Annotated in this window: 13 protein-coding genes and 1 tRNA gene; 4 read left to right on the top strand and 10 right to left on the bottom strand. The window is 65.5% G+C overall.

The window, feature by feature from the left end; genetic code table 11:
* Positions 1 to 18: 18 nt before the first annotated feature.
* From F2P44_RS19220 to F2P44_RS19210, 3 genes are all read right to left on the bottom strand, one after another.
* Complete coding sequence (locus F2P44_RS19220) at positions 19 to 204, bottom strand: hypothetical protein (RefSeq protein ID WP_167088661.1); 186 nt, start codon at positions 202 to 204, stop codon at positions 19 to 21.
* Between the two features lie 48 nt (positions 205 to 252).
* Entirely contained in the window at positions 253 to 801 is a 549-nt protein-coding gene (locus F2P44_RS19215) for a hypothetical protein (RefSeq protein WP_167088660.1), read from the bottom strand.
* An 84-nt stretch (positions 802 to 885) separates the two neighbouring features.
* Positions 886 to 2,061, bottom strand: a complete 1,176-nt coding sequence (locus tag F2P44_RS19210) for a glycerophosphodiester phosphodiesterase (RefSeq protein ID WP_167088659.1) — start codon at positions 2,059 to 2,061, stop codon at positions 886 to 888.
* A gap of 766 nt (positions 2,062 to 2,827) precedes the next feature.
* Here F2P44_RS19210 and F2P44_RS19205 point away from each other — a divergent pair.
* Positions 2,828 to 3,976 (top strand): putative peptide maturation dehydrogenase, encoded by a 1,149-nt coding sequence (locus F2P44_RS19205; protein WP_167088658.1) that lies wholly within the window; start codon positions 2,828 to 2,830, stop codon positions 3,974 to 3,976.
* A 22-nt stretch (positions 3,977 to 3,998) separates the two neighbouring features.
* Here F2P44_RS19205 and F2P44_RS19200 read toward each other — a convergent pair whose 3' ends face one another.
* Together F2P44_RS19200 and F2P44_RS19195 are read right to left on the bottom strand one after the other, a co-directional pair.
* The gene (locus F2P44_RS19200) at positions 3,999 to 4,253 is read right to left on the bottom strand and encodes an NHLP-related RiPP peptide (RefSeq protein WP_167088657.1); all 255 of its coding nucleotides are present in this window, start codon (positions 4,251 to 4,253) and stop codon (positions 3,999 to 4,001) included.
* 95 nt (positions 4,254 to 4,348) lie between these two features.
* Entirely contained in the window at positions 4,349 to 9,307 is a 4,959-nt protein-coding gene (locus tag F2P44_RS19195; RefSeq protein WP_370662719.1) for a hybrid sensor histidine kinase/response regulator, read from the bottom strand.
* 447 nt (positions 9,308 to 9,754) lie between these two features.
* Between F2P44_RS19195 and F2P44_RS19190 the strand changes: the two genes are divergently transcribed.
* The 3 genes from F2P44_RS19190 to F2P44_RS19180 all read left to right on the top strand — a co-directional run bounded on the left by F2P44_RS19190 (position 9,755) and on the right by F2P44_RS19180 (position 13,452).
* Complete coding sequence (locus tag F2P44_RS19190) at positions 9,755 to 11,119, top strand: DUF1565 domain-containing protein (protein ID WP_167088655.1); 1,365 nt, start codon at positions 9,755 to 9,757, stop codon at positions 11,117 to 11,119.
* A 303-nt stretch (positions 11,120 to 11,422) separates the two neighbouring features.
* A complete protein-coding gene (locus F2P44_RS19185) occupies positions 11,423 to 12,307 on the top strand; it encodes an RNA ligase family protein (protein WP_167088654.1) in 885 nt (294 codons plus the stop codon).
* Between the two features lie 8 nt (positions 12,308 to 12,315).
* Positions 12,316 to 13,452, top strand: coding sequence for an AAA family ATPase (locus F2P44_RS19180; RefSeq protein WP_223165060.1), 1,137 nt, complete (start codon positions 12,316 to 12,318; stop codon positions 13,450 to 13,452).
* Between the two features lie 183 nt (positions 13,453 to 13,635).
* Here the strand turns inward: F2P44_RS19180 and F2P44_RS19175 are convergent, their stop codons facing one another.
* The 5 genes from F2P44_RS19175 to fusA form a co-directional block, all read right to left on the bottom strand.
* Entirely contained in the window at positions 13,636 to 16,005 is a 2,370-nt protein-coding gene (locus F2P44_RS19175; RefSeq protein ID WP_167088653.1) for a hypothetical protein, read from the bottom strand.
* A gap of 28 nt (positions 16,006 to 16,033) precedes the next feature.
* Positions 16,034 to 16,105, bottom strand: a tRNA-Arg gene (locus F2P44_RS19170).
* A gap of 111 nt (positions 16,106 to 16,216) precedes the next feature.
* Positions 16,217 to 16,624 carry a hypothetical protein gene (locus tag F2P44_RS19165; protein WP_167088652.1) on the bottom strand — a complete coding sequence of 136 codons (408 nt, stop codon included), beginning with the start codon at positions 16,622 to 16,624 and terminating at the stop codon, positions 16,217 to 16,219.
* A gap of 4 nt (positions 16,625 to 16,628) precedes the next feature.
* Entirely contained in the window at positions 16,629 to 17,126 is a 498-nt protein-coding gene (locus F2P44_RS19160) for a hypothetical protein (RefSeq protein ID WP_167088651.1), read from the bottom strand.
* A gap of 91 nt (positions 17,127 to 17,217) precedes the next feature.
* Positions 17,218 to 19,260 carry an elongation factor G gene (fusA, locus tag F2P44_RS19155; protein ID WP_167088650.1) on the bottom strand — a complete coding sequence of 681 codons (2,043 nt, stop codon included), beginning with the start codon at positions 19,258 to 19,260 and terminating at the stop codon, positions 17,218 to 17,220.
* Positions 19,261 to 19,671 lie beyond the last annotated feature (411 nt).

Raw genomic sequence — 19,671 nt, 5'->3', positions numbered from 1 at the left:
AGTAAAAATCCGACCATCTTAATCGAACATGCCCACGATGACATAACTGTTGCCGGAAAAGTTATAAAAATGGTAGCGCCAGCGCAACAATTCGCTTGGGATCGCGGGGTGGGACGGGCTGCTAACGACGACCGGATGCGCCGCGTTCGCGCATTGCGCAACGGTGGAGGAGCGGTCCGCAATCGAGCCTAACCCGAGCATCATGAATGACGCCGTTGCGTTATCAAAAAGACATCATCGTTTTGTTTGGAGTCAGAAACCACATAAAAATGGTCTTGGCTGCGCGACAGACTGAGTCTCAGCAAGCGTTATCTCGTCCTTAAGGTCCGGCAGGGCCCGTTTGCGGGCCTGCTCGAACGCCTTGAGGTCGCGCCGCAGTTCCATGTGATTCTCGCGCTTGTAGATGAAATCGCCGAGATAGACAGTGTGTCCCGCCGGGGCGATGAAGGCCGTCGCCTTCCCGGGCGGGGCATCATGGAGCCGGCCGTAGGAATAGCTGCCGGGCGGAACGTCGAACGCCACATACTGCACCTGCCCCGGGGCCGACAGAATACTGGCCTCGGTCCGGTTATAAAACAGGCAGCCGCCGGTGATGGCCTGGTCCGCTAGGCTGTATTGCTCGAGACGAACAGATAGCCCTTGGGCCTCCCGATTACCCTCCACGCCGATGCCGTAGACCACGACGGCGCGCCAGAAGTTGGGCGTGCCCCCGCTTGGCAGGGGGTGAGTGTTATTCATCAGGCAGCCGCTGAGCAGCACGCTTGCCGCGAGCGGCGCCAACAGGTATCGAAAAGAGGGCATCGGGTCCTTGACAGGGGCGGGAGGATGCGGCGGGCGTGCCGCTCGCTCCCGGTGCGCATTAGACCACAGCGGTGCCGTCAGGATCTAATAGCCGATCTCCTTGAGATAATCGGCGCGCGCGGCCAGCGCCGTATCGGCGAAGTCGGAGAACACGCCGTCCACGCCTAGCGCGTAGAACTGCTTGTATTCGAGCTTGGGATCGCCCTTGTAGTCGAGCGGCAGGCGGCGTTTTTCGTTACGGAAGGTATAAGGGTGGACCAGCAGGCCAGCCTTGTGGGCATCGGCCACCAGGGTGGTAGGCGCGGTGGTGCTGGTATCGGCCTCGTTGAGCTTGCCGTCCTTGTTGGCGTCGACCAGCTTGCCGTCGGCGCCGGTGCTGCCTTTGGTGCTGACGATATAGCGCTTCCACGGGCCGATGGCGTCGGCGTAGGTCTTGATCTCGGCCAGCCCGGCCGGGGTGACCATGGCGCTGAACAGGCGCTTGTCGCCGGCCAGCGCCCAGTCGTACGGGCGGTCGAAAGGCGCGGCGTAGGTGAGGGCGCCGGTTTTCAGGTCGACATCGTCGGCATCGATCAATTGCACCATGCGCACGGTCGAGCCCTTGCCGCGCATGTACTTCAGGCTGCCCGGCTCGAACGACTGGATGAATACCGGCGCGCCAGCGCTGTTCCAGCCGGCGGCGCTGAGCAGGGCCAGCAGCTTGTCTTCCAGCGGCAAGCCGTTTTGACGGTGGAAGGTCGGGTTCTTGGTTTCGGGGTACAGGATGATGTTGCGCCCGCTCTTCTTGATCATGTCGACGATTTCCTGGATCGTCGCGATCTTGTAGCGGCCATTGAATTGCTGCGGCCGTTCGGCGTCGGTGGATATGCCGCCCAGGGTCTTGATCTCGGCCAGGGTAAAGTCGCCGGCGAACCAGCCTTCCTCTTCCACGCCATCGACACGCAGCTTGCGCTTGCGGCTGGCGAACTCCGGGTGCGAGGCGACATCGGTGCTGTAGGCCAGGTTGGGATCGTGGCGGGCGATCAGGATGCCATCCTTGGTCGACACCACATCGGGTTCGATGGCGTCGGCGCCTTGCTCGATGGCCATGGCGTAGGCTTCCACGGTTTCTTCCGGCAGGTAGCCGCCGGCACCGCGGTGCGCGACCACCAGCGGCGCCTTGCCGTCGAGGGTGTTGAGGACGACGGGATCGCCGCCGCCGCACGCGGCCAGCGCCATGGTTGCCGCGCACATCACTGCCAGGTTCCGTTTCATTGCCATTGCTGAGTCTCCCTAGATCAAACGCGGAATTCTAGGTGGTGGAAATGACAAGCTGATGACGCTGACATAGTGATGCCCCTGCAAGGCTGGCGCGGCGTCTGGCATTTGACGCGACGCGCCGTCTCACTAACGATTGCGCGGGAACATGGCGTGGGCATGGCAGCGTGTGATGGGCCAGCCCTCATGGATGTGTTCCGAGCCGGGTTGCCCACGAATCTCGCAGATCTCGGCACTCAGGTATCGAATATCGCAGAGGTAGGACTCGAATGCGTCGTCGCAGGGACTACAGCGTACGTGCAAGGCCGCCCATTTCTGAAACACCTCCTCGATCACCACGCCCGGTGGCAACTTGTCGAATACGTCATCGACAAGCGCAAGCCAGCCGGAGGCGCATGTTTGTTCAATTCACTTTTTCGCCTCAGATCGGTCCATCGATTTCGCCGTTGAGCTATTAAACGGGCCAGTATAGTTGAGGCGATGAAATGCCTTTCGTTCTGACCGATAATCTGTTCTGCTTGCTTTCTGCCCCCCCGTGGACGATGGCGCAAGTGCGTCGAGAAAGCTGTCGCTTGCGTACGAGGAGAATCGTTGAAGATGAAAGCGATCCTGATCCGGGATGGAGGCGACAACGTCAAGTGGACGAAGTGCTCCCCGTTCGACGGTTTGGATGGAATGAAGTGACCGTGACGCCATCACAGGCTATGATATTGCTTCATACCAGCACTCATCCCGCCGGGCAGCGCCCGGCCTCGAAAGGGCGGACCTCATGAAGATACGGCGTTGTGCAGTCCTGTTCATCGAACCGCGCGAAGACCTGGGCATCGACTGGGCGGCCTTGTTCTCGGGCGCCCGGGCGCTTAGCGCCGCGCTGCGCTGGGTGGCGCTGGCGCCGCACCTGGACCGCGAAACCACCATCGACGCCGCCCAGGTGGCCGCCCTTGGCGCCATCGGCCAGACCGCCTGGACCGAACGCGCGGACGTCGAGCGCCAGTTCGGCGCCCCAATGCTCGACAGCCTGCTCGCACTCGGCCTCCTGCTCGACGACGACCCGGCCGACAACCCCGCCCGCGAACGCGACGCCCTGCTGCGCGCCCAGCACTGGCGCCCGCTCTCGGCCGCCGCCCACATGTTCAGCCGCTGGGACGGCATGGAAGTCGACAAGGGCATGCACTTTCCCAGTTTCGAGGAACTGGTGCAGGCCTACGGCACGCCGCCGCCGCCGGCCCTCGGCCGTGGCGATCCGGCGCAGGCGATCAAGCTGCCGCCGCCCTTGGGCGGAGCGCTCGACGCCCAGCTGCTGCAGCGCTACACCGGCCGCAATTACGATCCCGCTGCCGTGCTGCCGCTGGACCTGCTGGCGCGCCTGCTGCAGCGCACCTTCGGCGCCCAGGCCGAGCGCATGGTGGCCCAGGAAGCCATGGTATTGAAGAAAACCAGTCCCTCGGCCGGCGGCCTGCATCCCACCGAAGCCTACGTGCTGGTGCAGCGCGTGCCGGGCATCGCTCCCGGGTTATATCACTACCACGCGCTCGACCACACCCTCGCACCGCTGGCGGCGCTCGACGCGGCCGCCGCCAGCGAGCTGGCGCGCCAGTTCGTGGCCGACCAGCACTGGTTCGTCGATGCTCCGGTGATGGTGGTAATGGCGGCGCGGGTGGCGCGCAATTTCTGGAAGTACCGCAACCACGCCAAGGCGTACCGCGCCATGATGCTCGACGCCGGCCACCTGTCGCAAACGTTTTATTTATTGGCCACCGAAGCGGGCATGCCGGCCTTCGTGACGGCGGCCGTTAACGAGAAAGCGATCGAGCGCGCGTTCGGGCTCGATCCCTTGTCGGACGCGGTGGTCGCCGTGTGCGGCTGCGGTGTTGCAGCCGCCGGACAGACCACGCTGGAATTGCGTTATGAAGAGTAAAGCGTAGGGCGAAACGCCCGAATCAGGCGGTGCCGGACAAAAAGAAGGGAATTGCGCCGGCAGCGCTGTCGAGCTTGGACATGAAGGCCATCCGGTCGAGGGCAATCGCATCCTTCGCAGCCAAGCAGCGTTCGGACGGAATCTGCCCGGCTTCCAGCGAAATGCCGAGGCTGCCCAGGGCCGCTACCGGGTCCCCCAGCAGGCGTGCGCGGAATACGTCATCGCTGGACAATTTATGGAGCAGGGAGTCCAGGTCGCTATGCAGGTGGGTTGTCATGGTAAGGGCCTTTTCGTGTAGGAAAATGATGAGTCACGTAGGAGAAGCTCTTAGCCATGGTAGGACAGTTATTGATCGGTATCAAGGTTTAGAAATCATAGCTGTGTGTTTTTCTCCCGACTGTTGGCACCGTCCATCACTTCGTCGAACAAGCGTAGGAAAGTAGGCAATATTTCCATTGCGGTCTTGCCATCCTTAGCCATCAGACACTGTTCCAGTTCGCCGGCCGACCCATACAGTTGCTGGGCCGATAGATTGCCGGCCGCACCCTTGACCTTGTGCACCAGCAGCGCCGCGTTGTCCAGATCGCCGCTATCGATGGCTTGCGCGATGGCGGCGTGGCTGCCCGTAAAATCCTTGGCGAACATGGTCAGCAAGCGCGTGAGCAGCGGGCCATTGTGGCCCAGGCGCGCCAGCGCCGCTTCCACGTCGATGCCGGGCAGCTCGCGCGGCACGCCGCCTTCCTCGGGCGGCGGCGCGCTCTCGGCCGCCACCCGGTTCGGATCGGCGTGGATCCACCCGGCCAGCACCGTGTACAGGATGGCCGGCTCGATCGGCTTTGACAGGTAATCGTTCATGCCCATCGCCAGGCAGCTGTCGCGGTAGCCGGTCACCGCGTGCGCGGTCATGGCGATGATCGGCAGGTCGGCATGGCGCGGGTTGGCGCGGATGCGCGCGCTGGCCTGGTAGCCATCCATTTCCGGCATCTGGATATCCATCAGCACCGCGTCGTAGTCAGCCTGGTCGACCATGCGCACGGCATCGACGCCGTTGCCGGCCAGGTCCACGTGCACCCCGGCGCGGCGCAGGATCTCGCTGGCCACCTGCTGGTTGACCAGGTTGTCGTCGACCACCAGCACGCGCGCCCCGCAGATGTGATCGGCGGCGTGGGACGGGAAGGGCGCCGCGTCGCGCCCCGGCACGGCGGCGTCGAAGCCCATGGTCGCCAGTACGCTGTCGAGCAGCTGCGAGGCGCTGACCGGCTTGACCAGGAAGGCGCCGATGCCCGCTTCCTCGGCCGCCGCCTTGATATGGTCGCGCGCGAAGGCGGTCACCATGATGATCGACGGGATCGACGCCAGGGTCGGGTCGTCCTTGATGCGGCGCGCCGTTTCCAGGCCGTCCATGTCGGGCATGTTCCAGTCCATCAGCACCAGGTCGTAGGGTTCGAGCTGCAGCGAGAACAGGGCGGCGGCGCCCGAGCCGACCGCGCTGGCGTCAAAACCGAAGCTGCGCAGCTGCAGTTCCAGCATTTCGCGCGTGGGCGCGCTGTCGTCCACCACCAGCACCTTCTTGCCGCGCGCCCCGGCGCCGGCCTGCAGGCGCGCGCCGCCCTGCGCCGGCGCCACGTTCAGCGTCAAGGTGAAGTGGAAGCGGCTGCCGGCGCCAAGCTCGCTGTCGACGCCGATTTCGCCGCCCATCTTGCGCACCAGCTGCTGCGAGATCGCCAGTCCCAGGCCGGTGCCGCCGTAGATGCGGGTGGTGCTGGCGTCGGCCTGGGCGAAGGCCTGGAACAGGCGCTCCTGCTGCTCCGGGCTGATGCCGACCCCGGAATCCTCGACCGCGAAGCACAGGCGCACCTGGTTGTCGTCGCCGCTCCACTCCTTGTCGCGCTCCACGCGCAGCTGGATATGGCCATGCGCGGTAAACTTGAGCGCATTGCCGACCAGGTTGATCAGCACCTGGCCGAGGCGCAGCGGATCGCCCATCAAGATCTGCGGCACGTCGGGCGCGGCCCAGATCACCAGTTCGAGTTCCTTTTCGGCCGCGCGCCAGGCGAACAGGTCGACGATATTGGTCAGCGTGTCGGGCAGGTCGAACGGCACCACTTCCAGTTCCAGCTTGCCCGCTTCGATCTTGGAAAAATCGAGGATGTCGTTGATGATGTCGAGCAGGTTGTTGCCGGCCCGGGCGATCTTGCGGAAGTAGTCGCGCGGCTTGGCATCGAGCTCCAGGTGGGTGCCCAGGCCCGCGAAGCCGAGGATGGCGTTCATCGGCGTGCGGATTTCGTGGCTGATATTGGCCAGGAACTCGCTCTTGGCGCGCGTGGCCGCTTCGGCGCGGGCACGCGCCTGTTCGATCAGGCGCAGCGCATTGGCCTTCTGGAAGGCCGACACGAACGGTTCTTTCAGGGCCTTGAGCAGTTCCAGGTCGCTGTCTTCCAGCGGCACCTGGGGCGCGCGGTTCTCGAACACCAGGAAGCCTTCGATGCGCTGCTCGATGCAGATGCGCACCGCCAGCTGCGCGTGGCCCGCCTGCGCCGGGGTGGCGGTGCGGGTCAGGTAAATGTCGGAGGTGATCCTCTCGGCCGCGTTGACGTAGCGCGCCTCGGCCTCGCCCAGTTCCATCCGTTCTTCGACCGGCGTGCCGCCGTTGCGGTCCCACATCGCGCGCACGGCCAGGTTGTCGGTGTCGGCTTCGCGCACCAGCGCCCAGGCGGCGTCGATGCCCTTGATGAACATCGATTCGCGCAGGATGGTGTGCAGCAGCGCGTCGAAATCGAGCTGCTCGTTGATCGACTTGACGATGGCGTTGAGCTTTTCCAGGTGCTGGGTGCGCGAATAGACCTCGGCCTGCAGCGCCGCGCGGCTGCGCTGCAGCTGGCTGACGCGCCAGCGGTACAGGCCATACACGGCCGCCACGCTGGCCAGCACGTAGCTCAGGTAAGCCCACCAGGTCTGGTGCCAGGCCGGCAGCACCCGCACCCGGATCGACAATTCTTCGTCGGCCCACACGCCATCGCGGTTGGCGCCGCGCACGCGCAGGCGGTAGGCGCCCGGCGCCAGGTTGCTGTAGGCCGCCACGCGCCGGTTGGCGTCGTTCTCGACCCAGCTCTGGTCGTAGCCTTCCAGCTGGAAGGCGTAGCGGTTGCGCTTCGCATCCGAAAAGTCGAGCGCCGACACTTCGATTTCGAAGCCCTTGATCCCGGGCGGCAGGATCAGGCGGCTGTCGCGCTGCGCCAGCACTTGCGCGCCCGCCACCGGATGGCCGTCGGTGCGCAGGGAGCTGATGGCCAGCGGCGGCCGGTATTCCCAGTTGGCCAGGCGCTCCGGATGGATCACGGTCAGGCCGCCGGTGGCGCCAAACAGCAGGTCGCCTTCCGGCGTGGCGGCGGCCGCGCCGATGAAGTAGGTTGGAAAACCCAGGCCTTCGGCGCGCGCCAGCGGACGCGCCTTGAGACTGCCGCTGTCGATGACGGCGATGCCGTTGCCGGTGGTGGCCCACATGCGCGCGCTGCGGTCCAGGCGCAGGGCCGACACTGCGGTGCTGGGCAAGCCGTCGGCCAGGCCGAGGCGGCGGAATACCGGCGCCCCGAGCGGGGTGCGCATTTCGAGCACGTTGATGCCGCCGCCGTGGGTGGCCACCCACAGGCGCCCGCGTCCATCCATGGCCAATGCGCTGATCACCGGGTCCGACAGGGCGCTCTCGTTGCTCGGATTGGCGAGGATCTGTTCGATCTTGCCGGTGGCCGGGTCGAGCCGGTTCAAGCCATTGCGGGTGCCGATCCAGAGCGCGCCGCCCGGATCGGTCATCAAGGCCTGGATGCGGTTGTCGGACAGGCCGCCGGGGCTGGCCACGTACGACTTGAGGGTATTGGCGGCCGGGTCGTAGCGCAGCAAGCCCTCGAAGGTGCCCAGCCACAGCTGCCCGGCCTGCGGGGCGATGGTGCCGATGCGCGGGTAGGCGTTCGCCTGCGGCAGCGCGATGCGCGCCACGCGCCGCCCCTGTTCGGAGGTGCGGTACAGCCCGAGCTGGGTGCCGATCCAGGCGTCTTGCGGCGTGGCCTCGGCCATCGCCAGCAGCACCCGGTTGGGCAGGGCGCTGTCCAGGCGCGCCGGGTCGGGCCGCAGGGCGGCGCTGCGGGTGCCGTCCGGGTCGATCAGGTCCACGCCCTGGTCGGCCAGGCCGAGCCAGACGCGCCCGCCGGAATCGGTCATCAGCGCGGTGACCGCCGCTTCGGGCAAGCCGTGCGCGCCGAACACGGCGGCCACCGCGCGGTTGTTGGGGTCATGGAAATCGACGCTGCGCTCATTGCTGATCCAGATCAGGCCGCTGCGGTCGCGCAGCAGGGCGGCGCTGCGGTCGTTGGCCAGGCTCGATGGCACGGCCGCCTGGTGCAGGATGCGGCGCGCGCGGGCGCTGTCGGCTTCAATGTCGATGATGCCGCCGCCGTAGGTGCTGGCCCACCAGTGGCCGGGCACGGATTCGGTAATGGCCAGCACCATGTTGGCGTGCGGGTCGGTGACGCCCGACAGTTCCATGATCCTGGCGCGCATGGCGCCGGCGTCGACCACGCCGATGCCGCTTTTCAGGGTACCGAAGGCGATCTGGCCGCGGCTGTTTTCGCCGAACGAGAGCACCGCGTCGCGCCAGGGCGCGCCGGCGTCGTCGGCGCCCACCGGAATGGCCGCAAACTGGCCGCTGGCGGCGTCGCGCCGGGCCAGGCCGGTGCTGGTGCCGATCCACAGGTTGCCCTTGCGGTCCAGGTGCAGTGCGCGGATGCGGCTGTCCGGCAGGGTGCCGGGCACGCCCGCATCGTGGCGGTAGTGGCGCACCGAGGCGCGCGCCGGGTCGACGTAATCGAGGCCGGAGGGCGTGCCGACCCAGACCCCGCCCACGCCGTCGCTGGCGATGGCATTGATGGCGGCATCGGCCAGGCCGGCGGCGCCGGCCGGAAAGCGGATGAAGCGCTCGTTGACCTTGTCGTACATGGCCAGCCCGCCGGTGGCGGTGCCGATCCACAGGCGGCCGCGTCGGTCCGCGTGCAGGGCCTGGATGAAATCGGCGGGAATCGAATACGGGTCGCTTGCGTTGTGCACGAAGGCGAGCATGCGGTAGCCGTCCCAGCGGGCCAGGCCGCGCTGGGTCCCGATCCAGATGAAGCCGTCGCCATCCTGCGCCAGCGCCATCGCGACCGGGTGCGGCAAGCCCTGTTCCAGGCCGATGTGCTCGAACAGCGGGGTGGCCAGTTTTTCCCAGCGGTCAGGAGCGGCCGCCGCTATCGAACTTGCCGATATGCAAATAAAAAAGCCAAGGGCGGCAATCAATGGCACCAGCCATCGGCACCCGTGCGGGCGGTGTGGGCGGGTGCCGGGCGTCATCGTTGATCCGCGCGCCAGGAACGGAGAGCGCGCCGGAAGGCGCGGGTGTAGCGACGGACTGTTGTAGCGTGGACGTTCAAGTCGGGACGCGCTCCTGTCGGTGGATTCGGATGCAGCGGCGTCCCCCGGTCGGGCTCGCCTTTCCTGAAAGCATACGCACTTGTCCGTGTACTGTCTATTCGGGTCGGGGTTCGCATATTCGTTTGGCAATATTGCGCGGCCGTTTAGGGGCCAACATGTTGCGATAATCCAAAACCGAGCGGGAACGGCGCGCGTCGCGCAACGCAGCCGGTGAAGTTGCCATTGGTTACTGACGAAAAAAACCTCGAAGAAAATCCGAACCTTGGCGCTTGATCGGCCTCAAACCAAGTTTTCACGCTTTTGGAAGAGGAACTTCGCATGAGTAAGATTGCCTTGATCACTTTGGAGCATCGTGCCGTGTCACTTGCCTGCAGCGGTTTCGCGTTACTACTTGGCGCTTGCGGAGGCGGCGGGGAGCCCGAACGCGCTCCCGCCCCGGCCCGCACGGCGCCCGCCAGTGTGGTGGCCGCCACGCCACCGGCGCAGGCGGCCGATCCCGACCGCACCGGCCAGGCCGGCGACGACCAGGCCGGCGCCAGCGGTCCGGACGCCGCCCAGGTGGCGCACGTGGCACCCGCATCGTTCGCCCTGTCCGGCTACGCGCCGGACGACGAGGAGCAGGCGCCTGCCGCCGCCAGGCAGGGGCGTGCGCTGTACGTGTCGCCGCAGGGCGCCGACGACAATCCCGGCACCCGCACGCGGCCGTTCCGCACGCTGGCGCGGGCCGCGCGTGCCGTGACGCCGGGCGTGACCGTGTACGTCGCCCCGGGCACCTACGACGGCGGCATCCGGACCACCGCCAGCGGCCAGCCCGACGCGCGGATCGGATTCGTGTCCACCGAACGCTGGGGCGCCCGGATCGTGCCACCGGAGCGCTCCGCCACCAAGGCCGCGTGGGATAACCGTGGCAACTACGTCGACATCGTCGGCTTCGACATCGACGGCGGCATGCACCGCGGCGGTACCCGCTGGAGCACCGGCATCTACAACGGCGGCTCCTACGACACCCTGCGCAGCAACCACGTGCATCACATCGCGCAGGGCGCACCCTGCACCAGCGCCGGCGGCGCCGCGATCGGCCTGGATGGCTTTTATCGCGGCGTGCAGGGGCAGGTGATCGCTAACCTGGTGCACGACATCGGCCCGGCTGGCTGCCGCTTCGTGCAGGGCATCTACGTCAGCACCACCGGCAGCGTCAAAAACAACGTGGTCTACCGCGTGGCCGAAGCCGGGATTCATTTATGGCACGACGCGCGCGATGTGGTCGTGACCAACAACACCGTGACCGGCTCGAACACCGGCATCGTGGTCGGCGGCGGCGACTTTTATCACACGTCCGGCCCGAACGACCATACGGCGGTGTACAACAACATCGTGTACGACAACCGGATGGGCATCTCGGAGCAGGGCCGCACGGGGCGCAACAACAGCTACCGCAATAACCTGGTCTACAAGAACAGCAGCTACGACTGGCATCTCAGGAACGGCTTGACGCACAGCGGCACGGTCAGCTCGGCGCCGCTGTTCGTGGGCGACACCAAGGTCGCCTTGCCCAACTTTAGCCTCAGCGCCAGTTCGCCGGCCATCGGGCGCGCCACGCCGGTGCATGCCGCCGCCACCGATTTCAATGGCCGCCCGCGCAATGTGTTTTCCGGCTTCGACATCGGCGCTTACCAGCACTGAGCGCGCGCGCCATCGGCCATCGTCCGCAGCGGCGATGGCCGATGGCGCGCCAAACCGCGTTCAATATATTTCTTTACATCCGCGCCAGGGCCGGGTTAGTATCTGCGCCTTCGCAAGACAACCTCATTACCGAATCGAGAACCTCACGTGCCTGTACACAGCCAAGCTATCTGCTGACGATAACGGATTGACCTGCCCGGATTAGCAACCGGTAGGCTGTGCATGCCGCTTTCCCACGACCATTGCTGTCGTGGCGTAGTTCTCCCTTTGTCGTCAGCTCCTATCTACACCATGGAGCGCATCATGACGAACTTCGTTCACAATCTGGAATTACACAAATACCCTTCCACCCGTCACCTGGAAGGCTCGCAGCTGCAGCAAGGCGACGCCGGTTTCGACAAGCCGGGCAAGCGCAACGATCCGCGCGCGGCCTATGCCGCGCTGGCCGGGCGTTACATCGTCGTCGAAGAAAAACTCGACGGCGCCAACGCCGGCGTGAGCTTCAGCGAAGGCGCCGAACTGCTGCTGCAAAGCCGTGGCCATTACCTGGCCGGCGGTGGGCGCGAACGCCAGTTCAGCATCTTCAAGCGCTGGGCCGCCGCCCACGAGAGTGCGCTGATCGCGCGCCTGGGCGAGCGCTACGTCATGTACGGCGAGTGGATGGGCAAGAAGCACAGCGTCTTCTACAACCAGTTGCCGCATCTGTTCTGCGAGTTCGACATCTACGACCGAGAAAAGCAGGTCTTCCTGTCGACCGCCGCGCGCGCCATCCTGCTGGGCGAGGCTCCGGTGCTGGCCGTGCCGGTGCTGTATGCGGGAGTGGCGCCGTGCAAGCTGGCCGACCTGCTGGCCTTCATCCGCTTTTCGCTGGCGAAGACGCCGGCGTGGAAAGGCGACTTTGAAGCGACCGTCGCCCGCGAAGGGCTGGACCTGGCCAAGTGCTGGGCCCAGGCCGACAAGTCCGACCTGGCCGAAGGCCTGCACATCAAGGTCGAGGAAGACGGCGTGGTCACGGCACGCTACAAGTGGGTGAGGAGCGACTTCGTGCAAGCGATCCTGGACTCGAAGATGCACCACTCGCAGCAGCCCTACGTGCCCAATCAGCTGGCGCCCGGGGCCGACATTTACGCGCCACGCCTGACCACGACATGGGAAGACCTGGGCCTGGTAACCGAAGGAGCCATCTGATGGACAAACTGACTTATAAAGCCATGGCGGCGCACGTGCCCGCGCCCGGCCAGACGCCCGACTGGGCCTGGTTCCTGCACGCGATTCCCGCGCTGGCCTTGCTGGCAACGACGCCGCAGGACCCGTACTACCACGCCGAGGGCGACGTGTGGATTCACACGCGGATGGTGATCGAAGCCCTGATGCGCGGGGGCGACTACATCGACGGCAGCGGCGAGGAGCGCTTCATCCTGTTCTACGCCGCGCTGCTGCACGATATCGCCAAGCCGGCGACGACCGTCATCGATCCTGACAGTGGCCGCATCGGGCAACCGGGCCACTCGAAGCGCGGCGCGATCGACGCGCGCATCCTGTGCTGGCATGCGGGCGTGCCGTTCGCCGTGCGCGAGCACATTTGCCGCATCATCACCGTGCACCAGCTGCCGTTCTTTGCGCTGGCGGGGAACAAGAACGGCCAGTCGGCCGAGTTCCTGATCCGCAAGCTCTCGCATGAACTGGACCTGCGCCTGCTGTCCGCGATGGCGCAGGCCGACATGGAAGGGCGCTGGTACGAAAAGAAGGATGACTGCCTGGTCGATATCGAGTTGTTTCGCGAGATGGCGCGTGAGGAAGGCTGCTACGGCACCCAGAAAGCATTCGCGGACCCGCACACGCGCCTGTCGTACATGCGCGGCGCCGGCATCGCGCCCGATTTCGTGCATCACCAGAATGCGGGTTCGCGCGTGACGGTGATGTCAGGTTTGCCGGCGTCCGGGAAGAACCATTGGGTGGCGGCCAACCGGGCGCGCTTGCCGGTGGTGTCGATCGATGACGCACGCGAAGAACTGGGGCTGCGCCACGGCGCCAACGAAGGCGCGGTGGCGCACCGGGCGGTCGATTTGGCCAAGGAGATGCTGCGCGAAAAAGCGCCGTTCGTGTGGAATACCACGCACCTGAGCGCGCAGATGCGCAAGAAGACGCTCGACCTGCTGTATGCCTACGATGCCGAGGTCGAATTGGTGTATCTGGAGCAGCCGCCGCAGGTCATCTTCAAGCGCAATACGCAGCGCGATACCAGCCTGCCGAACAAGGCCATCGAGCGCATGCTGTTCAAGTGGGAAGTGCCGCTGCCGAGCGAGGCGCATGTGGTGCGCTATTTCGCCTAGCCGAGTGCACTGTCGGCCGGTTGGTCACGCTATTGTGTCGGTCCGGCGCCGCTGGAAGGGGCATGGTTTGTCAGCCCGCGCGCAGGTGCGCCATGGATAAGCATGGCGCCTCCCAACGCGGACGAGCCGGTCACTGATCCGTTCGAAGCCGCCGGCCCGCCCGGGCACCGGACAGCGTCGTGTTCACACGGCCAGCATCCAGTGAGGCGTGCATGAATATCCCAGCAGTCTGCGCGCACCGCTCGCCAGATTTTCCGGTTCGTCCAGCGAGCGATGAGCGGCGGCCAGTTCCAGCCCTGCCATGGCAGGGGCGAGGCGTTTGCGCAAGCGTGGCGCCTGTTGCGCCAGATGAGCATGCGCCCAGGCGATCAATTCGGCGGTGGCCGGGGCAGGGGCCAGCGACAGGAAGAAGATCATCTGGCGCCACGCGTATGCGGCATTCCTGATCGCGCGCAGTCGTTCAACGTCACACTCGTCGCGCCCTGCTTGCTGGTCGCGGCAGATCCACTCGAAGCATTGCTGCGCCATGCCGTAAAATCGGGGCCGCAGCTCGTCGCCCAGTCCGAGCGACGATACCAGCGCGGCCAGGTTCTGGGTGGTGAGGATCTGCTGCTGCTCGATCATCATGGCATTGCCGGTCACGCCGCCGTTGCTGCGGACGCCCGCGCGCTTTTCGCATAGGCGAATGAGCTCTTTTATGTAGGTCCGGGCGTGGACCGGCGCCTTGGCCGGCTGCACGAGTTCACGCAAGTAGCTGCGCTGTCCCGCATCGATGCCGTAATAGCGGCAGTACAAACTGTCCTCCAGCAGCGTGCTCGCCTGCGCGGCCACCCTGCTGAATTTGGGCGAGAATGTGCCCTCGAATATATCGGCGGCCAGTTCTTCCACCAGCGGCAAGTCCAGTCCCGCGCTCCCCGCCAGCGCGCTCATTTCCTGCACCAGCGGATTGGGGATCATCGTCTGCGGGAACGAGGTCAGTGTCAGCACCGCGATTTCTTCCAGCGTCCTGCGGGCCAGCGTGCGGGGCTGCAAGCCGTGTTGCCGCTCGGCGTAGACGGCGGCGATCCACGGCAGTTCATGCAGCTGCACCTGATGCGCCAGATTCTGCAGCAGCACAGAGCGGCGGCGCCGGAATGCATGGTACAGCGCGCCGTACAGGTGTTTGAGCGAAGGGTCTTCGATCGCCGCGCCGTTGATGGCGGCGCTCAATTGCGGAAGCACCGTGGCCAAGGCCTCGGCCGAGCGGATGATACCGTGTTCGACCAGCGCCGCGATGGTATCGATGTGGCAGCGCCACAGCTTGGCGAGCAGGGAGGGCGGGATCGCGCTGCCGGCTCCCTCGCCGAGATTGGCCGCTTCGGCCGCGGTGACCGTCACGCTGAGCGGCGCCAGATCATCGATTCCGCCTTCCTGCGGATAGGCGCGCAGGCGGTCGGCCAGCACGCCGGCCAGCAGATGGTGCGGCACGCCTCTGGCCTGCCTGGCCTGTTCGCTGCGCAGCGCGCCGCATTGGGCCGATCCGGGGCGGCCGCGCTTGCTAATGTATCTGGCCAGGATGAGACGTATCTTGCCGACGTCGCGCCCGGTCAGAGCGGCCGGCTCCATCACGCAAATGCGCAGATAGTCGAGCAGTTGCGCCGCGCTATCGTCCTTGCGCCGGGTCACGCTGTGTCCGGACCACTCGTGCAGCAGGGCCTCGCCGCGCGCATGCCATTGGGCCGGATAGTGGCGGCACGGCCAGCCGCCGGCGATGCGGAATTTGCCGCTGACGCCGTCGCGCCATGCGCCGTTGGCATCGATATCGATCGACGGCGGCTCGCCCTCGACGCTCTCGATGAACAGCTGGACCGCGCGGTCGTACAACGGCAGCAGCACGCGCACGGTATCGCGCTGCGTCATGATGCGGCGGTTCGGTGCGCGCCGTTTGTGCAAGGCCAGCGCCACCTCACGCACCGGCTTGAGAAAGACTCGCTCGCCGAAGCGGCGTGCTTGCGCGGCGGGCGCCGGAAAAAAACGCAAGCGGTCGAACCAGGGCGCGATTGCGCTGAGTACCTCGCGCGCCGCATCCGCTTTGCCATGGCGGGTGAGCCAGGCCACGACCAGCAAGGCGCCTTCCTCGGGCACGTTGACGTCGTAGCAGCCTGAGTCGAGCAGGGCGTACAGACCCGCCATCCCGTCGTCGGTCAGCAGGCGCGCGTTGAGCCAACGGCGCGCATCGGGCACGGGCGCCATGCCGGCTGCGGCCAATGTCTGCAGTTCGTGGTCGAGCAAGGCGCCGCCGGCCTTGAAGCCGCCTGTGGCGAAGCCACCCTTGACGATATCGGGCGTGACCCAGGCGGGAACCCCGGCCAGCGGGGTGCGCGAGCCGACGTCGATCGATCCCGTCAACATGCCGGCCATGACCTGCTCCCACTGCCGCACCTTGCCGCGCGCGCGTTCGCGCACCTGCGGGTCGGGGTGGTTGGTGCTGGTGCGCAGGGCGGCGGCCAGTTGCAGTGCCGCGTAGCCGGGCGCCATGCGCAGAGGTTCCGCGCCGGGAGCGTCGTTATCCACGTGGTATCCATTGAAATGACGTGTTGGGGTCCGGAAGCTGGAATCGAACCAGCACCTACTCAGTTAGAAGCCGAGTTCTCTGCCATTGAGGTATTCCGGAATTGTTTGCATGGACGCGGCGCCCAGCAGCATTGATGAAAATCAACGCTCAGGCGATCAGACTAGCAGCTTTGCCAACTTTACTCAATGCACTGGCGAAAAACGTTTTATTTTATGGTGCCGTTGAATCGGCCGGTGCATACAGTCCTGCCGCGCGCAGCGCGTCCCGCATGGCCATCACAGTCGCCATCTGATAACAGCTGATCTTGGAGTCGGTGCTGTTGTAGGCGCCGTCCACGATGCGGATGCGGCAGCCGCTGAGATAGTCACCGTCGAATGCGTCTTCCGACAGCACATGCTTGATGCTGCTGATCACCGCGTCGAGAAACAGGAGAGGAATCTGTTCCTCAGACACTTCCCAGCTGAGCGTGCATCCATATGTCGGTTCTGGTTCCAACACCAGATCGATCACCCCAAAACGCCCGGGCGGCCCCATCTGGCGGACGAAGCGCCCGGCACCGGTGCAGCGTGTGCGTAGCGGCACGCCGCGAGCGCCCCTTATCACCAAAGCAATTTCCATCGGATCAGCCCCACAACTTCCACCAGGGCCGTTCGCTGTCCGGCGGCGGTGCATTGCGCGATGCGATCGCCTGGACCCCGTCGCACAAAGGGCAAAACGAGGTGAATGTCTCTAGCGCGGCGTCGGCCGGCAAGGCTGGGAAAATGACCTTGATTAAATCTGATGGCGCGTCGAACAGTTCCGCGAAGCCGCACTTGCTGCATCCGTGGATCAGCCACGAGCCGCGTTCCTTGAGGTACTTTTCGCTGACCATCACCGGCTGGCCGGTGCCGGTGGCGATGAAGCGGATCGATTGATTGATGCGCACCGTTTCCAGCTGCGTCGGAGCGATGATCACCCGTCCGCTGAAAATATCGCCTGCGACGCCGGTGATGCTCACCCATGCGAGTTCGGGATGCGCACTGGTCATGCGGCGGCCGCCGTCGTGGATGATGACCTGAATGTCGTCCGGATGGTTGGGATGAAGCTTGCCCGCCAGGGCGGGATGTGTGCGCCATTCCATGAGCTTGTCTTTATTAGTGAGATTGCAGCGCAGAGCGCGGAAAAAAGGGCCGGAAATCGCTTCCCGGCCCCGAACTTACTTTACAACATACTTACGCAGCAACTGCCTCGGCGCGCTGCAGCATGCGCGGCGCGTGCCGTGCATACACCGCACTGGCAAACGCCCGGCCTTGCGACAAGGAGCGCAAACTGGTCGTGTGCCCGAACAGGTTCGCCAGCGGCACATCGGCAACGACTTCGACGCGGCCGGTCTGCTCTTCGATGCCGAGCACCTTGCCGCCACGGCGTTGCAGGTCGCCGATGACATCGCCCGCATTCACGGCCGGCGCATCGACGTTCACCGTCATGACCGGTTCCAGCATCAGCGGATGGGCACGTTTGAGCCCAGCCAGCGTGCCTTCCTTGGCCGCCACCGCGAACGCCATGTCGTTACTGTCGACCGCGTGGTAGTCGCCATCGAGCAGGGTCACCTTGACGCCCGTGACCGGGTAGCCGAGAGGACCTTGCGCCAGCGCTTGCCGCACGCCTTTTTCGACGGCCGGAATGAAGTTCACAGGCACCACACCGCCCTTGATCGCATTCTCGAAAGCAAACACGCCATCGAACTGTTCAACCCGCAACACGACGCGTGCATACTGCCCGCTGCCGCCGTTTTGCTTCGACACTTTGCCTTCCAGTTCCACCGCGGGCCCGGCGATGGTTTCGCGATAGGCCACCTGGGGCGCACCGACCGTGACTTCCACGCCCGTTTCACGGCGCACACGCTCCAGCACCACGTCCAGATGCAGTTCGCCCATGCCCCACAGCACCGTTTCGCCGCTGAGCGGATCGCTTTCGAGGCGCAAAGACGGGTCTTCGCGACGGAAGCGGTCGAGCGCGGCGAGCATCTTGGCGCGGTCGCCACCCTTGCCGGGTTCGATCGCCAGTGCCACCACCGGTTCACCTGCATGAATGGTTTCCAGCACCAGCGGCACGGCCCTGGTCGACAAGGTATGCCCGGTCAACGCATCCTTCAGGCCGGCGATGGCAATGATACTGCCGGCCTGCGCCTGGGCGACACCGGTGCGGCGGTCCGCATGGATCACATACAGGCGACCCACGCGCACCGTCGCGCCGAGCGATGCATTCCACACCACATCGCCTTCGCGCAGGGTGCCGCCGTACAGCCGCACATACGACAGCGAACCGTGGTCGTCGTGCACCACCTTGAACACCAGCGCCGCCAGCGGATCGGCGTCGCCGGTGCCAACCGTCAGCGTTTCACCGTCCAGGCGCGCCACCGGGGCGGCGCGCTCGTCGGGCGAAGGCAGCCAGTCGATGACGGCGTCGAGCAGCGGCTCGATGCCGGCATTGCGGTACGCCGAGCCGGACAGCACCGGCACGGCGCGGCGCGCCAGCGTCATGGCCCGCAGGCCGGTACGCACATCCGCCGGCGAGAGCGTATCGTCCGCCAAAAACGCGAGCGTGAGCGCGTCGCTGGCATCGGCCGCCACGGCGGCGGCGTGCGCATAGGCTGCCTCGGCCGCCGCCTGCAGATGCGCGGGCAGGGCGCTTGAACGCATCGCGCCAGCCGCATCCCAGGCGAGGAAACGCTTGCCGAGCACGTCGATGGTGCCTTCGAAGCCATCGCCGGCGCCGACCGGAATGCTCAAAGGCACGGCCAGGGCGCCGAGGCGCGACGCGATCTGGCCCACCACGCGGCCGAAGTCGGCGCCGGTGCGGTCCATCTTGTTGATGAACACAATGGTCGGCACGCCGTGTTTCTGCGCCTGGCGCCAGACCGTTTCGGTCTGGGGCTGGATGCCGGCCACGCCGCACAGCACGGTCACGGCGCCGTCGAGCACGCGCAGCGAACGTTCGACTTCGATGGCGAAGTCGATGTGGCCGGGCGTGTCGATCAGCGTGAAGGCGTGGCCGTTCCAGGCGCAGCGGGTGGCGGCCGCGCCGATGGTGATGCCGCGTTCTTTTTCGAGGTCCATGCTGTCCATCGTGGCGGTGCCCTCGTGGACTTCGCCGGTGCGATGGATTTCGCCGGTTTTCAGGAGGATGCGTTCGGACAGGGTGGTCTTGCCAGCGTCGATGTGGGCAATGATACCGAAGTTGCGCGCGTTGGCGCGAAGGATAGTCGCAGTCATGATGGTGCTTTCTTGCATAGCGGGCGGTCGTGGTTTGTCTTGGGGACAAGCGCCGCGGGAGCCATGCGACCACCCTTGTTCAGTGATCCCGCGCGCGTTCTACATCGGCTGACTTCATGATATATGTGCTCCTAAGCAACTACTGAGTGTGGGTATGGAAAAGCGGAACTGCAAAAACAAAAAAGGCCCGAAGTGGGCCTTTTTTGATGGGTGCTCGTCAAGAGCGAATCAAGGGGCGCACTGTCGCGGCCCGGGACGTTGTGAGCAACGTGCCGGGAAGGCGAAGGTAAAAAAGAGGATGTCCATTGAGTTCATGGCCGCAAGCTTATTACCCCGTTTGAGAAATGTCAAGGACTGATTTTGTTGTTGATTCGTCACGCGAAAGCGCTTTCCCGCCCGTCGCCAGCATGC

Source organism: Massilia frigida (assembly GCF_011682175.1).
GTDB classification, from domain to species: domain Bacteria; phylum Pseudomonadota; class Gammaproteobacteria; order Burkholderiales; family Burkholderiaceae_D; genus Telluria_A; species Telluria_A frigida.
Note: the sequence above shows the minus strand (reverse complement) of the source record. Positions and strands in the feature narration are given on the sequence as shown.